Origin of the sequence: Kitasatospora sp. NPDC059599 (genome assembly GCF_042735125.1) — a bacterium.
Lineage (GTDB): Bacteria > Actinomycetota > Actinomycetes > Streptomycetales > Streptomycetaceae > Kitasatospora.
This window is the reverse complement of sequence record NZ_JBHWCL010000037.1, coordinates 28,795-43,782: the sequence shown is the minus strand read 5'-3', so window position 1 is coordinate 43,782 and position 14,988 is coordinate 28,795. Positions and strand designations below refer to the sequence as shown.

Sequence of the window (14,988 nt, the reverse complement as noted above, 5' to 3'; positions counted from 1 at the left end):
CGGCGCCCCACCGCCCGCTCCCGGCCCCACCGGAGGCGTCCGGCTACTCCCGGCCGTCCGCGCCGATCACCCGCTCGATCACCCCCGCCAGGTCGGACACGTGCGGCGGCTTCATGACGCCGAAGTGGTCGCCGCCGACCCGGTGGACCGTCACGCCACCGGTGGCCAGCTCGCGCCAGCGCCGCTGGTAGTCGGCGAACTCCTGGCCGTACGACACCTCGTGGCGCCCCTGGGCCAGTTCGTCGCTGGCGATCAGGTGCAGGTGGAGGGCGAAGGGGCGGTGCCGGTAGGCGAGGTCCATCTCCATCACCTCGCGCCAGATCCGCGCCTCGCGCGGCCAGACCTCGCCGATGCCCTCCTCGGGCAGGGTGATCCCGGTCTCCTCGTCGACGTCGTCCACCAGGTGGTCCAGCAGCTCCAGGACCTCCTGCCGCCGGGCCGGGGTGTCGGCGGCCGCTCCGCCCCGCGCCAGCTCGGCGGTCAGTTGCTCCAGCCGCCGGATCAGCGCGAACTCCCGCCAGCCCTCGGCCCGCCGGTGGGCGTCCAGCCCGGGGTCGAGCAGCAGGAAGGTGACCTCCTCGCCGGCCTCCGCCAGCCGGTGGGCCAGCTCGGAGGCGATCCCGCTGCCGCCGCACCAGCTGAACAGCCGGTACGGGCCGGCGGGCTGGGCCCGGCGCAGTTCGGCGAGGTAGCGCCCGGCCATCTCCTCGGCGCCGGGCGCCGTCGCGCCGTCGTGCGGGCCGGGCCACTCGAAGGCGGCCACCGGGAGGTCCGGGTCCAGGTGCGGGGCGAGGCGCAGGTACCAGTGCGCGCTGCCGCCGCCGGGGTGGACGCAGAACAGCGGGTTCCGGGTGCCTCCCTCGCGGATCCAGACCAGGGCGCCGCCGGTCGCGCCGGTCCCCTCCGCCGCGTCCGCCGCGTCGGCCGCCCTGGACTCCAGTTCGGCGGCCAGCCCGGCGACCGTCCGGTGTTCGATGAAGGAGCGGAAGCGCAGCTCCAGTCCGTGCCGGGCGCGCACGGTGGCGACGATCCGCATCATCGCCAGCGAGTGCCCGCCCAGGTCGAAGAAGTCGTCGTGGACGCCGACCCCGGTCACGCCCAGCGCCTCGGCCCAGGCCTCGCAGAGCGCCCGTTCCAGGTCGGTGGACGGCGCGGTGTACGCCGCGCCGAGCCGCGGCCGCAGGCCGTCCGGTGCGGGCAGCGCCGACCGGTCGACCTTGCCGGTCGGGCTGAGCGGGAAGTCCGCCACGGCGAGGTAGTGGGTCGGCAGCAGGGCCTGCGGGAGCCGGCCGCGCAGGTGTTCGCGCAGTTCGGCCGGGTCGGCGGTGCGGCCGGGCACGGCCCTGGTGTACGCGACCAGGGTGGCGTCCGTGCCGGGGGCGCGGTGCACGGTGACCGCGGCGGCGGCCACGTCGGGGTGGCCGAGCAGCAACTCCTCGATCTCGCCCGGCTCGATCCGCAGGCCGCGCACCTTCACCTGGTGGTCGCGGCGGCCGTGGTACTGCAGGGTGCCGTCGGCCGAGCGGGACACCAGGTCCCCGGTGCGGTAGAGCCGTGCGCCGGGCCGGCCGCCGTGGGGGTCGGGAACGAACGCCGCGGCGGTGGCCCCCGGGCGGTTCAGGTAGCCGCGGGCGACGCCGTCGCCGCCGACGTACAGCTCGCCGCGCACGCCGTCCGGCAGCGGCCGCAGGCCGTCGTCGAGGACGTACGCGGACACCCCGGCGATCGGGCCGCCGATCGACGGCGGCCCGTCCTCGCCGGTGGTGGTGACCGGGGTGAGCGTGGCGCAGACGGCGGTCTCGGTCGGGCCGTAGGCGTTGACGAAGGTGGCGTGCCGCGACCAGCGGGCGGCCTGGGCGGCCGGGCAGGCCTCGCCTGCCGAGACCAGCACCCGCAGCTGCGGGAAGTCGGCCGGGTCCTGCTGGGAGAGCAGGGACGGCGGCAGGGTCATGTGGGTGACCAGGGCGGACTGCTGCCGCAGGTCGCCGGGGTCGGTGTCCGGCGGCGGCAGCACCAGTTCGGCGCCGTGGGTGAGCGTCATCAGCAGCTCCCAGACGTACGCGTCGAAGCTGGGCGAGGCGTACTGGAGCACCCGGTCGCCGGGCCGCACGTCGAGCGGGCCGCACTGGGCCTGACGCAGGTTCAGGGCGGCCCGGTGCGGGACGCCGACGCCCTTGGGCCGGCCGGTCGAGCCGGAGGTGTAGATCAGGTAGGCGAGGGAGTCGGGGTCGGCGGGGCCCTCGGGCGTGTACGGCGGCAGCGCGGCGTACGCGTCCGGGTCGAGCACCTCGACCGTTCCGGGTGTTCCGGCGGGCAGGGCGGGCCGCAGCTCGCGGGTGGTGAGCAGGACCGCCGCGCGGGCGTCGGTCACCATGTGCCGCAGGCGCTCGGCCGGGTAGGCCGGGTCGAGCGAGAGGAAGGCGCCGCCCGCCTTGAGGACCGCCAGTTGCGCGGTGACCAGGTCCGGGGTGCGCGGCAGGTGCAGCCCGACGACGGTGTCGGGCCCGACGCCGAGGGTCCGCAGCCGGTGCGCGAGCCGGGCGGCCCGGTCGTCCAGCTCCCGGTACCCGACGGTCCGGGTGCCGTGGCGCAGCGCCGTCGCGTGCGGGGTCCGCCGGGCCTGCAGCGCCACCAGACCGTGGACCGACCCCTCCTCGGGGAGCGGTGGTTCGGCGCCGAGCCCGGCGCGCAGCGCCGCCGCGCGGTCGGCCGGCGGCAGGGTGAGGGCGCGCGGGTCGGCCTCGGGGTCGGCGGCCATGGACTCCAGCACGTGGCGGTAGATCCGGCCCAGCAGGGCGAGGTGCGGGCGGCCGACCACCGCCGGCCGGGCGCCGAGGCGCAGCACGCCGGGGAAGGTCCAGACCTCCAGGCCGAGTTCGCTCGGGCTGAAGTCGTCGACCATGCCGATGTCGCCGGACTCCCAGTCGAGCACGTGGAAGTCCAGGTAGCCGAACGCGGCCTCGACCAGCGGCGCGTCGGAACCCCACGCCCGCCGCATGGCCGGCATCGGGTAGCGGCGGTGCGGCCACAGGTCGGCCTCGCCGGCGAAGACATCCGCGACCAGGGCCCGCCAGGTGGGTGCGGACAGGTCGGCCGGGAAGGGCACGGTGTTGAGGTACAGCCCCATCACCTCGTCGCCGCGGGCCCGTTCGGGGCGGCCGTTGGTCACCAGGCCGGTGAAGAACCGGGTGCGTCCGGCGGCGATGCCCAGGGCCGCCAGGTGGGCCGCGTGCAGCACGCTCTTCAGGGACGCGCCGGCGCTCGCGGCGAGCCGCCGCAGGTCGGGCAGCAGGTCCTCGTGCTCGACGTCGACGATGTGGGCGCGTTCGTCCTGCTCGGTGCCGGCCCAGCCCGGGGGCAGCTCGAACTTCTCGTGCCGGGTGACCCGTTCGGCCCAGAACGCGCGGTCCTCGGCCGAGTCGAGGGCCGCCAGCTCCAGCGCGACGAAGTCGGCGAAGCGCACGTCCGGCGGGGGCGGCAGATCGGGCCGCTTGCCCTGGCGCAGGGCCCGGTAGAGGGCGATCAGCTCGGCGACCACGGAGGTGTGGCTCCAGCCGTCCAGGATGGCGTGGCACTCGGTGTGGGTCAGCCACCACTCGTGGTCGTCGATCAGGTGGGCGGTGTACCGCAGCAGCGGTGCCCGGGCCAGGTCGAACGGCCGGCGCCGCTCGGCGGTCAGGAAGCCGTCCACCAGGGCCCGCCGGTCGGCGGCCGGGAGGCCGCGCAGGTCCTCGACGTGGACGGGGAGTTCGGCGTGCCGGTGGACCAGCTGCAGGACCTGGGAGAAGCCGGAGAGGTCGAAGGAGGTCCGGAGGATCTCGTGGCGTTCCACCAGCAGCCGTCCGGCCTCCCGCAGGGCCTCCGGGTCGAACGGCTCCTCGTCGCGGACGCGGTAGCAGGAGACGTTCTGGTAGACCGCCCGGTCGGTGGCGGCGAGCATCTCGAACACCATGCCGCCCTGGGTCTGGGCCAGCGGGTAGGCGTCGGAGAGGCCGTCCGGGAGCCGCTCGCGGTCCTCCGCGCCGATCAGGGCGAACGCCTCCACCAGCGGCCCGTCGTCCGGCCCGGCGTCGCGGGCGGCGTCCGGTCCGGCGGCGTCCGCGGCGCGGACCAGGTCGGCGAGTTCGCCGACCCGCTGGCGGGTGAACAGGTCGTGCACGGCGAGCCGGATCCCCTGCGCGCGCAGGGCGCCGACCACCCGGATGGCGCGCATCGAGTCGCCGCCGAGCTGGAAGAAGCCGTCCCGGACGCCCACCCGGTCCAGGCCCAGGGCGTCGGCGAACGCCTCGGCGAGGGTCTGCTCCAGGGCGTCCCGGGGGGCCACGTACTCCCCGGCCAGCGCGGAGCGGCTGCCGTCGGGGGCGGGCAGCGCCCGGCGGTCGGTCTTGCCGCTGGGGGTGAGCGGCAGGGCGTCGTGCAGCAGCCAGTGGGCCGGGTGCAGCTGGGCGGGCAGCCGGTGGTGCAGGTGCTCGCGCACCGCGGCCGCGTCCACCGTGCGCGGGACGAGGTGGGCGACCAGCCGGCCGTCGTGGACGGTGACCGCGGCCGCGGTCACGCCCGGGGCGCCGGCCAGCGCCGCCTCGATCTCGCCGGGCTCGACCCGCTGGCCGCGGATCTTCACCTGGTCGTCGAGCCGGCCGAGGTACTCGATCGCGCCGTCGGGCCGCAGCCGGGCCAGGTCGCCGGTGCGGTAGAGCCGCTCACCGGGGGCGGTGGCGAACGGGGACGGGACGAACCGCTCCGCGGTCAGCGCCGGCCTGCCCAGGTAGCCGCGGGCCAACTGCACGCCGCCGAGCAGCAGTTCACCGGCCACCCCGATCGGTACCGGTCGTAGGCCGGCGTCCACGACGTACGTCCGGGTGTTGGCGATCGGCCGGCCGATGGTGACGGGTTCGCCGGGAAGGCACTGCGCGGCGGTGACGTCCACCGCGGCCTCGGTCGGGCCGTAGAGGTTGTGCAGCTCGCAGCCGATCCGCCGGTGCACCGCCTCGGCCGGCTCCGCGGGCAGGGCCTCGCCGCTGCAGATCATCCGGCGCAGCGCGGGCAGTGCGGGCAGCTCCCCGGCGAGGAACTCGCGCAGCATGGACGGCACGAAGTGGAGGGTGGTCACCCCCTCGTCGGCGATCAGCTCGGCGAGGTAGGCCGGGTCGCGGTGGCCGCCGGGCTTGGCGAGCACCATGGTGGCGCCGGTGACCAGCGGCCAGAACAGCTCCCACACCGAGACGTCGAAGCCGGTCGGCGTCTTGTGCAGGACCCGGTCGTCGGCGCCCAGCCGGTAGGCCTCCTGCATCCAGTGCAGCCGGTTGGTGATCGCCCGGTGCTCCACCACCACCCCCTTGGGGCGGCCGGTCGAGCCGGAGGTGTAGATCACGTACGCCGGGTGGGCGGGCCCGCAGAGCGGCGCCGGGTCCTCGGCGGGCAGGGCGGACAGGTCCTCGGCGATGTCGACGGGGAGCGCGTCCCCGTCCTGCCGGGCCGCCTCGGGGCCGCCGTGGCCGATCACCACCCGGGCGCCCGAGTCGGCGAGCATCAGGGCCAGCCGCTCCGCCGGGTAGTCCGGGTCGAGCGGCAGGTAGGCGCCGCCCGCCTTGAGCACGCCGAGCAGCGCCACCACCAGGTCGGCGCCCCGGTGCAGCCGGACCCCGACCACGGACTCCGGGCCCACGCCGAGAGCGCGCAGCCGGTGCGCGAGCCGGTTGGCCCAGGCGTTGAGCTCCGCGTACGTCACCGTGACGCCCCGGTCGCGCAGCGCGGGAGCGTCCGGGACACGACGGGCCTGGGCCTCGACCAGGGCCGTGAGGGTCGCGGTGGGGTAGGTGCGGGCGGTGTCGTTCCAGATGTCCAGCAGCAGGGTTCGCTCGGCGGCGGGCAGCACGTCCAGGTCGTCGACGGGCAGCTCGGGCGCGGCGACGGCGCTCTCCAGCAGCCGGGCCAGCCGGGCGGCGAAGCGCTCGACGGTGCTGCGGTCGAACAGGGCGGAGGCGTAGGTGATCCCGCCGGCCAGTGAGCCGTCCGGCTGCTCGGCCAGGCCCAGGGTGAGGTCGACCTTGGCGCTGCTCTCGCCGACCGGCAGCCGCCCGACGGTCAGCCCGCCGGCCCGCGCGGGGCCCGGATCTGCGGTGGCGTCCTCCCACAGCAGCATCGTGGTGAACAGCGGGTTCCGGGACGGGTCGCGCTCCGGGACCAGGTCGTCCACCAGCAGCTCGAACGGGAGCTCCTGGTGGGCGTAGGCGTCCATCGCGCTCTCGCGGACCCGGCGCAGCAGGTCGGTGAAGGACGGGGTGCCGGAGAGGTCCGTCCGCAGGACCAGGGTGTTGAGGAACAGCCCTACCATGGACTGGAGTTCGGCGCGGTCCCGGCCCGCCACCGGGGTGCCGACGGCCAGGTCGCGCTGCCCGCTCCAGCGGCCGAGCAGGACGGCGTAGGCGGCGAGCAGGGCCATGAACGGGGTGGCGCCGTGCTCCCGGGCCAGCGCGGTGAGCCGTCCGGCGGTGTCCGCCGGGACGGTCACGGGGACCTGGTCGCCGGCGGAGTCCCAGACCGGCGGCCGGGGCCGGTCGGTGGGCAGCTCCAGCGCGGCGAGACCGGCCAACCCGGTCCGCCAGAAGTCCAGTTGGCGCTCCGATCGCTCACCGGAGAGCCGCTCGCGCTGCCAGACGGCGTAGTCGGCGTACTGCAGCGGCGCGCTGACCGGGTCGGCCCCAGGGCCGGCTGCGGCCGCCGCGTAGCGCTCCGTGAACTCGGTCACCAGCAGGTCCTCCGACCAGCCGTCCGAGGCGATGTGGTGGACGGTCAGGAGCAGCGCGTGCTCGTCGTCGGCGAGCCGGGCCAGTGTCGCGCGGAACACCGGGTCCACCGCGAGGTCGACCGGGCGGCGTTCGGAGCTGGTCAGGGCGTCGATCCGGGCCTCGGCGGCGGCGCGGTCCAGGTCGCGCAGGTCCAGTTCGTCCAGCGGTACCGGGGCCGGCTCGTCGACCAGCTGCACGGGCTCGTCGCCGACCACCGGGTAGCGGGTGCGCAGCACCTCGTGCCGGGCCGGCAGGGCGTCCAGCGCGGTGTGCAGGGCCCGGCGGTCCAGGGGGCCGCGCAGGTGCAGGGCGGCGGTCATCAGGTACTCGGTGCCGCCCGGCCGCATCCGGTCGAGGATCCAGAGCCGGCGCTGGGCGAAGGAGAGCGGCAGGGGGCCGGTGCGGGGGGCCCGGCCGACGCCGTCGGCCCGCCCCGGCGCCGCCCGGCCCTCCAGCCGTCGGCGCAGCAGCTCGGCGCGCCGGGCGGCGCGGTCCACGGTCTCGCTCATCGGACACCTTTCCGGGTCAGCAGGTCGTCGATCTCGTCGTCGGTCAGCCGGTCGATGTCGGCTTCGACGGCCTCCTGGACGGCCTCGGCGAGGGCGGCCACCGTGGTGGCCTCGAACAGTCGCCGCAGGGGCAGGTCGATCGCGAAGGCCTCGCGCAGGGCCGCGAGCACCCGGGTGGCCAGCAGGGAGTGGCCGCCGAGGGCGAAGAAGTCGTCCCGGGCGCCGATCCGGGGCAGGCCGAGGATCTCGGACCAGATGGCCGCGAGCGTCTCCTGGACCGGGCCCTCGGGGGGCAGGTCGTCGGCCGCGTCCTCGGCGCCGGCCGGGGCCGGGTCGGGCAGTGCCCTGCGGTCGACCTTGCCGCTGGACGTCATCGGGAACTCCGCGAGCGGGGTCCAGCGCGCGGGGATCATGTACTCGGGCAGCAGGTCGCGCAGGTGGGCGCGGAGCTCGGCGACCGGCGGGACCTCCTCGCCGGGCCCGGCGACCAGGTAGCCGACCAGCTGCCGCTCGCCGGGCGCGGTGGGTGCCGCGACGACCACGGCCTCCCGCACCGCGGGGTGCCGGGCCAGCGCCGCCTCGATCTCGCCGAGCTCGATCCGCAGGCCGCGCAGTTTGACCTGGCGGTCGATCCGGCCGAGGAACTCGACGGCGCCGTCCGGCCGGCGGCGGACCAGGTCGCCGGTGCGGTAGAGCCGCTGCCCGGGCGCGGTGGCGAGCGGGTCGGGGACGAAGCGCTCGGCGGTCAGGCCGGGCCGGCGGTGGTAGCCGCGGGCCAGGCGCACCCCGCCCAGGCAGAGTTCACCGGGCACCCCGACCGGGACCGGCCGCAGGTCGGCGTCCAGGACGTGGGCCCGGGTGCCGGGGACCGGCCGCCCGATCGGCAGCGCGGCGGCCGCCCGTCCGTCGGCCCGGTCGGTGGCGCCCACCGGGTGCAGCAGACAGGTGACGGTCGCCTCGGTCGGCCCGTAGTTGCCCAGGAAGCGGCCGGGCAGGCCGGTGTCCGCCCAGCGCCGGGCGTCCTCGACGGTGACGACGTCACTGCCGACGTTCATCAGTTTGAGGTCGGTCAGCCGGCCGAGGTCGGGGGACTCCAGCATCGCCCGGTAGTAGGCGGGGGTGATCTCGACGACCGTGACGCCGAACTCGGCGAGACGGGAAGGGAGTTCGGCGGGCGTCCAGAACTCCGGAGCGCCGACGACGATCGTGGCGCCCGCCACCAGGGTGGCCGCGATCTGGTCCATCGCCACGTCGAAGGTGAGTGCGGACAGCAGGACCACCCGCTCGCCCGCGGTGATGCCGTAGGCGTCGGCGATCACCCGGCAGTGGTGGGCGTAGGAGCGGTGCTCGATCATCACGCCCTTGGGGCGGCCGGTCGACCCCGAGGTGTAGATGACGTAGGCGAGGTTCCCCGGCCCGGCGAGCGGCGCGGGGTCGGTCCGGTCGGCCCGGTCTGTCCGGGCGGCCTGGTCGGCCGGGCCGGCCGGGCCGCCGTCCTGCTCGGGCTTGTCGTCGACGAGGACCGTCCGGTACCGGCCGCCCGCCGTCCGGTCGGCGAACTCGCTTGTGGTGAGCACCAGTTCGGCGCCGGCGTCGGCGAGCATGAACCCCAGCCGCTCGGCCGGGTGCCGGGGGTCGAGCGGGACGTACACGCCGCCCGCCTTGAGCACCGCGACCAGCGTGACCACCGCTTCGACGCTACGCTCCAGACAGGAGGCGACCACCGTCTCCGGCCGCACGCCGAGGTCGCGCAGCCGGTGGGCGAGGCGGTTGGCCCGCGCGTTCAGCTCCGCGTAGCCGATCCGTTCCTGCCCGGCGACGACCGCGACCGCGTCGGGGGTGCGGCGGGCCGTGCGCTCGATCAGCTGCGGGACGCACAGGTCGTGCTCGTCGGCCGGGTCGAGGGCGGCGGTCCGGTGGCCGTCCGGGTCGGGCCACAGGTCGAGGAGTTGGTGGCGTTCCCGGTCGGTGAGCAGACCGAGGTCGCCGAGCCGGGTGTCCGGGGCGGCGGCGATCGCCTGCAGGAGGGTCAGGTAGTGCCCGGCGAGGCGGTCCATGGTGGCCCGGTCGAACAGGGCCGTGGCGTACTCGAACCAGACCCGCAGCCCGCCGTCGTCGTGCTGGGTCACCGTCACGGTGAGGTCGAACTTGGCCACGGCGGGCCCGGCGTCGAGCCACTCCGCGGTGGCGTCGCCGAGCGCGGAGGGCAGGCCGTCCGCGCGCTGCAGTTCGAACATCACCTGGAACAGCGGGTTGCGGGAGAGGTCGCGGTCCGGCCGCAGCGCGTCGACCAGGTGCTCGAACGGCACGTCCTGGTGGGCGAGCGCGTCGGCGGACGCCCGGTGCACCTGTTCCAGCAGCTCGGTGAAGCGCGGGTCGCCGGCCAGGTCGGTGCGGATCACCAGGGTGTTGGTGAAGAAGCCGACCAGGTCCTCGGTCTCGGGCCGGGTCCGCCCGGCGACGGGGGTGCCGACCGCGACGTCCTCCCGCCCGGTGTGGCGGCCCAGCAGCACCTGGAACGCGGCCAGCAGCAGCACGAACGGCGTCACGCCGCTGCGCCGGGCCAACTCGGTCAGCTCCCGGCCGAGTTCCGCCGGGACGGCGGTGTCGAAGGTCGCGCCGCGGGTGTCGCGGACGGCGGCGCGCAGCCGGTCGGTGGGCAGTTCGACGGGCACCAGGCCGGTCAGCCGCTCCCGCCAGTGGTCGAGCTGCGCGGCCAGCGCGCCGGCGTTCTCCCGTTCGCGCTGCCAGACGGCGAAGTCGGCGTAGTGCACGGGTTGCGGCCGCAGCGGCGAGGGTTCGCCGGCCGCGAGCGCGCGGTACGCCCGGTCCAGGTCGGCCAGCAGCAGCCCGGTCGACCAGCCGTCGCAGACGATGTGGTGCAGGGTCAGGGCGAGCAGGTGCTCGTCGGGTGCGGTGCGGATGACGGTGACGCGCAGCGGCCACTCGGCCGCCAGGTCGAACGGGCGGCCGCCGACGTTCGCCAGCAGCTGCTGGGCCTGTTCCTCGGCGTCCGGTGTGGCGGCGAGGTCGACCAGCCAGAGCGGCACCGGGCCGGCCGGGTCGACGACCTGCCGGGGGTCGCCGCCGTCGGCCAGGTACCGGGTGCGCAGCACCTCGTGCCGGGCGGTGACCGCGTCCACTGCTCGGCGCAGCGCGTCGACGTCGAACGGGCCGCGCAGGCGCACGGCGAGCGGGACGAGGTACTCGTCGCTGCCCGGCTCCAGCTGGTCCAGGAACCACAGGCGCTGCTGGCCGAAGGAGAGCGGCAGGTCGCCGGTGCGCGGTACGGGCAGGACGGCGGGCCCGTCGTCGGCGGTGGCGCGGGCCGCGTCGACCCGGGCGGCGAGTGCGGCGACGGTGCGGGTGGCGAACAGGTCGCCGACGGTCAGGTCGGTGCCGAGGGTGCGGCGCAGCCGCAGGACCATCCGGATCGCCACCAGCGAGTGGCCGCCGAGCGCGAAGAAGTCGTCCTCGGCGCCGACCCGGTCCACCTCCAGGACCTCGGCCATCGCCTCGGCGACGGCCCGTTCGGCGGTGGTGCGCGGGGCCACCCAGGCGTGGCCGGCGCTCCGCTCCCGGGCCTGCGGCGAGGGCAGCTGCTTCCGGTCGACCTTGCCGCTGGGGGTCAGCGGGAGGGCGTCCAGCTGCTGCACGGTCGAGGGGACCATCGCCTCCGGCAGCCGGGCCGCGAGGTGCGCGCGCAGGTCCTCGGGGTCGGCCGCGCCGCCCGGTTCGGGCACCACGTAGGCCGCGAGCTCCAGGTCTCCGGCCGACGAGCGGTGGGTGGCGACGGCGGCGGCCCGCACCGCCGGGTGCGCGGCCAGTGCGGCCTCGATCTCGCCCGGCTCGATCCGCACCCCCCGGACCTTGACCTGGTCGTCCAGCCGGGCGATGAACTCCAGCGCGCCGTCGGCGCGGCGGCGCACCAGGTCCCCGGTGCGGTACCAGCGCTCGCCGGGGGCCTGCGGGTACGGGTTCGGGGTGAAGCGCTCCGCGGTCAGGCCGGGGCGGCCCAGGTAGCCGCGGGCCAGGCCGATGCCGGCGACGCAGAGTTCGCCGGGCACGCCGACCGGCACCAGCCGGTCGTGGGCGTCGACCACGTGGACCCGCGCCCCGGTCAGCGGGAGGCCGATCGGGACGATGCCCTCGCGCTGGGCGCGGTCGTGGTGCCAGGCGGTGGAGTCGATCGCGCACTCGGTCGGGCCGTAGGTGTTGACCACCTCGACGTCGAGGAGGGTGCGCAGCCGGTCGCAGAGCTCGGCGGGCAGCGGTTCGCCGGCGGAGCACACCACGCGCAGGGCGGAGCAGTCCGCGAGGCCGGGTTCGGCCAGCAGCAGCCGCAGCACCGACGGGACGAGCTGCAGCACGGTGACGCCGTGCTCGGCGGCGGCCCGGGCCATCACGGCCGTGTCCCGGTGGGCGTCGGCCGGGGCGGTCACCACCGTGGCGCCGCACACCAGGGGGGAGAGGAACTCCCAGACGGCGGCGTCGAAGCCGATCGTGGTCTTCTGCAGCAGCCGGTCGCCGGGGCCGAGCCCCAGGTGTTCGACCGACCAGAGGACCCGGTTGCGGATGGCCGCGTGCGGCACCACCACGCCCTTGGGGCGGCCGGTCGAGCCGGAGGTGTACATCACGTACGCGGCGTCCTCGGCGCCGACCGGCACGGGCGTCGCGAGGGCGTCGGCCTCCTGGGGCGCGTCGCCGGCCGGCACCAGCAGCCGGGGCCCGTCGGGCAGGTGACCGCGCAGCGACTCCTCGGTGATCACCAGCTCCACCCCGGCGTCGGCGACCAGGTAGGCCAGCCGGTCGGCGGGGTGGTCGGGGGCGAGCGGCACGTACGTCCCGCCCGCGGTGAGCACCGCGAGGAGGGCGGTGACCAGGTCGGCGCCGCGGTGCAGCGCGACCCCGACCGGGGTCTCCCCGGTGACCCCGAGTGCGGTCAGCCGGTGCGCCAACCGCAGGGTGCGGTCGGCGAGTTCGGCGTAGCTCAGCTCCAGGGCGCCGGCCACCACGGCGACGGCGTCCGGGGTGGCCTCGGCCTGGGCGAGGAAGAGCTCGGGCAGCGACGGGCCGGTGTACGGGCGGTCGCTGCCGCCGGCGGTGTCGGTGTCGGTGTCGGTGGGGGTGCCGGTGTCGGTGTCGGTGGGGGTGCCGGGGTCGGTGCGGTTCCACGCCTGCAGCGCCCGCGACTCGGCGTCGGTGAGCAGGTCCAGCAGGTGCACCGGGGCGTCCGGGTGCTCGGCGATGCCGGTCAGCAACCGCAGCAGGTGGCCGGCCATCCGGTCGATCCGGGCATGGTCGAACAGGGCGGTCGGGTAGAAGAAGCGCCCGGTGAGCGAGCCGTCCGCCTCCTCGTCGAGGTGCAACGAGAGGTCGAAGGGGGAGGTGGTGACGGCCGCCGGGACGAGGTCGACGTCCAGGCCGGCGAGGCGGAACGGCTGCGGGTCGGTGGTGTGCAGGGCGAAGGCGGCCTGGAAGACCGGGTTGCGGGACTGGTCGCGCTCCGGTGCGAGGTCCGCGACGACCCGGTCGAAGGGCACGTCCTGGTGGTCGTACGCGTCCAGGACGCCCTCCCGGACCCGGCCGAGGAGCTCGCGGAAGGTCGGGGAGCCGGACAGGTCGGTGCGCAGCACCACGGTGTTGAGGAACATGCCGAGCAGGTGTTCCAGTTCGGGCTGGTCGCGGCGCGAGACTGACACCCCGACGGCGACGTCGTCGCGGCCCGCGTGCCGGGCCAGCAGCAGCTGGAAGGCGGCCAGGTGCACCATGAACGGGGTGGCGCCGCAGTCGCGCCCCAGCTCGGTGAGCCGGGCGGCGGGCGCGGCCGGTACGGTGAAGGTGACGTCGGCGCCGGCCGGGTCCCAGTGCGCCGGCCGGTGCCGGTCGGCGGGCAGTTCCAGGGGTTCCAGCCCGGCGAGCCGCTCCCGCCAGTAGCCGCGGCGGCGTTGCGTCCGCTCGGCGTCGGCCGCCCAGCGGTCGCGCTCCCACTGGGCGAAGTCCGCGTACTGCAGCGGCGGTGCCGGTGGGGATGCCTCGCCGGAGCGGAACGCGCCGTACAGGGCGTCGAGTTCGCGGGCGAGTACGACCCAGGAGGCGGCGTCGAAGGCGATGTGGTGGACGGTCACCAGCAGGGCCGCGTCGGTCTCGCCGAGCCGGGCCAGGGTCAGCCGCCAGGGCGCCGCCGTGCGCAGGTCGATCGGGGTCCGCCGTTCGGTGGCGATCAACTCCCGTAGCTCGTGCTGCTGTTCGGCGTCGGACCGGGCGCTCAGGTCCACTCGGCGGAGTTCGACCGGGGCCGGATCGTCGACGATCTGGACCGCGCTGTCCCCCTCGGCGGCGTAGCGGGTGCGCAGGACCTCGTGCCGGGCGGCGATCTCGGTCAGCGCGGAGGTCAGCGCGGCCTCGTCCAGCGGGCCGCGCAGCCGGACCGTCTCGTGCAGCAGGTACTCGATCGAGGCGCCCGAGCGCAACTGGTCGACGAACCACAGCTGCTCCTGGGCGAAGGAGAGCGGGGAGCCGGTCTCATCGGGTGTCATCGGACGTCTCCCCGGGCGTGTGGGTACGGGCGGCGCGGGCCTGGGCCGCGGAGGCCGCGGACCAGGGCTCGGCCATGGCCACGGCGATCCGCCGCGGGCCGGTGAAGGGCTCGCGGCCGTGTGCCGCCAGCATGTTGTCCACCACCAGGACGTCGTCGAGCTGCCAGTCGAAGCGGCGCTGCTCGGCGCGGTAGCAGTCCCTCAGGTGGGCCACCACGTCGTCCGGGACGGGCTTGCCGTCGCCGTAGTAGGTGTTGGTGGGCAGGTCGGCCTCCGCGTACATCTCGCGCAGGCCGGCGCACACCTCGGGCCCCAGGGTGGTGACGTGGAAGAAGGCGAGGTGGTTGAACCAGACCGGTTCGCCGGTCTCCGGGTGCCGGTGCACGGCTTCGCGCCGGGCCCGGGTCCGCAGGCCGGCCGCGGTCCACTCGGCGGTCATGCCGTTGCGGGCGCAGTAGCGTTCCACGCCGGCGCGGTCCTCGGTACCGAAGGCCTGCTGCCAGCTCACCCCGAAGCCCTCGGTGAAGTTGCGGGTCACCATCCAGCCCCGGGCCGTGAACTCCTCGCGCACCGCCGGGTCGATCGCCGCGTGGACGCGCCGGATGTCGGCGAGCGGGGTGGAGCCGAGCGTCAGCGGCGGCTGTGCGCAGTGGAAGAACAGCGTGCGGGGCCAGGCGGCCTGGTAGGAGTTCTCGTTGTGGAGGAAGATCTCCTCGGCCGGGGGGTAGTCGGTCGAGGTGTACACCCGCCCCTTGATCGTGCTGCGGGGCGAGGAGCGTTCGGTGTAGGCCAGCGGTTCGCCGGAGACGGCCTCGACCACGCCCGCGAACCCGTCCACCCCGCCGACGTCGAAGCCGCGCAGCAGGACCGCGCCGTGCTCCAGGAGCCGCCGGCGGAGGAGGGGACGGGCGGCGGGCAGGTAGTCGGCCACCGGGGTGCCCGGCGCGTCCGCCGACAGGACGAAGGGGAGTGCGGACGCCGCGTCGCGCTCTCCCGAGGGGTCCGCGGCCGCGGCCGGGGGTGACGGGTTCGCAGTCATGCGCCTCAGCCTCTCCGGCCGGGCCGGGCGCGGCGAGAGAACAACGAGCAGCCCTGTCGGCAGCGCGTTCTCCGGGGCCGCTGCGCGTTCTTCTCTGCCGCCGCGCCGACGCT

The 14,988-nt window shown here is 75.9% G+C and carries 3 protein-coding genes; all 3 read right to left on the bottom strand.

Annotated elements, in window-relative coordinates; genetic code table 11:
- Positions 1-43: 43 nt before the first annotated feature.
- Genes ACFV04_RS15730 through ACFV04_RS15720 form a run of 3 tightly spaced genes read right to left on the bottom strand, consistent with a single transcriptional unit; the run spans position 44 to position 14,875 of the window.
- Positions 44-7,297 carry an amino acid adenylation domain-containing protein gene (locus tag ACFV04_RS15730; RefSeq protein WP_380529482.1) on the bottom strand — a complete coding sequence of 2,418 codons (7,254 nt, stop codon included), beginning with the start codon at positions 7,295-7,297 and terminating at the stop codon, positions 44-46.
- Positions 7,294-13,836: an amino acid adenylation domain-containing protein gene (locus ACFV04_RS15725; protein ID WP_380529480.1), complete on the bottom strand. Its 6,543-nt coding sequence runs from the start codon at positions 13,834-13,836 to the stop codon at positions 7,294-7,296. The genes ACFV04_RS15730 and ACFV04_RS15725 overlap by 4 nt, the downstream gene beginning before the upstream one ends.
- Positions 13,823-14,875: a TauD/TfdA family dioxygenase gene (locus ACFV04_RS15720; protein ID WP_380335415.1), complete on the bottom strand. Its 1,053-nt coding sequence runs from the start codon at positions 14,873-14,875 to the stop codon at positions 13,823-13,825. Before ACFV04_RS15720 ends, ACFV04_RS15725 begins: the two co-directional genes overlap by 14 nt.
- Between the last annotated feature and the right edge of the window lie 113 nt (positions 14,876-14,988).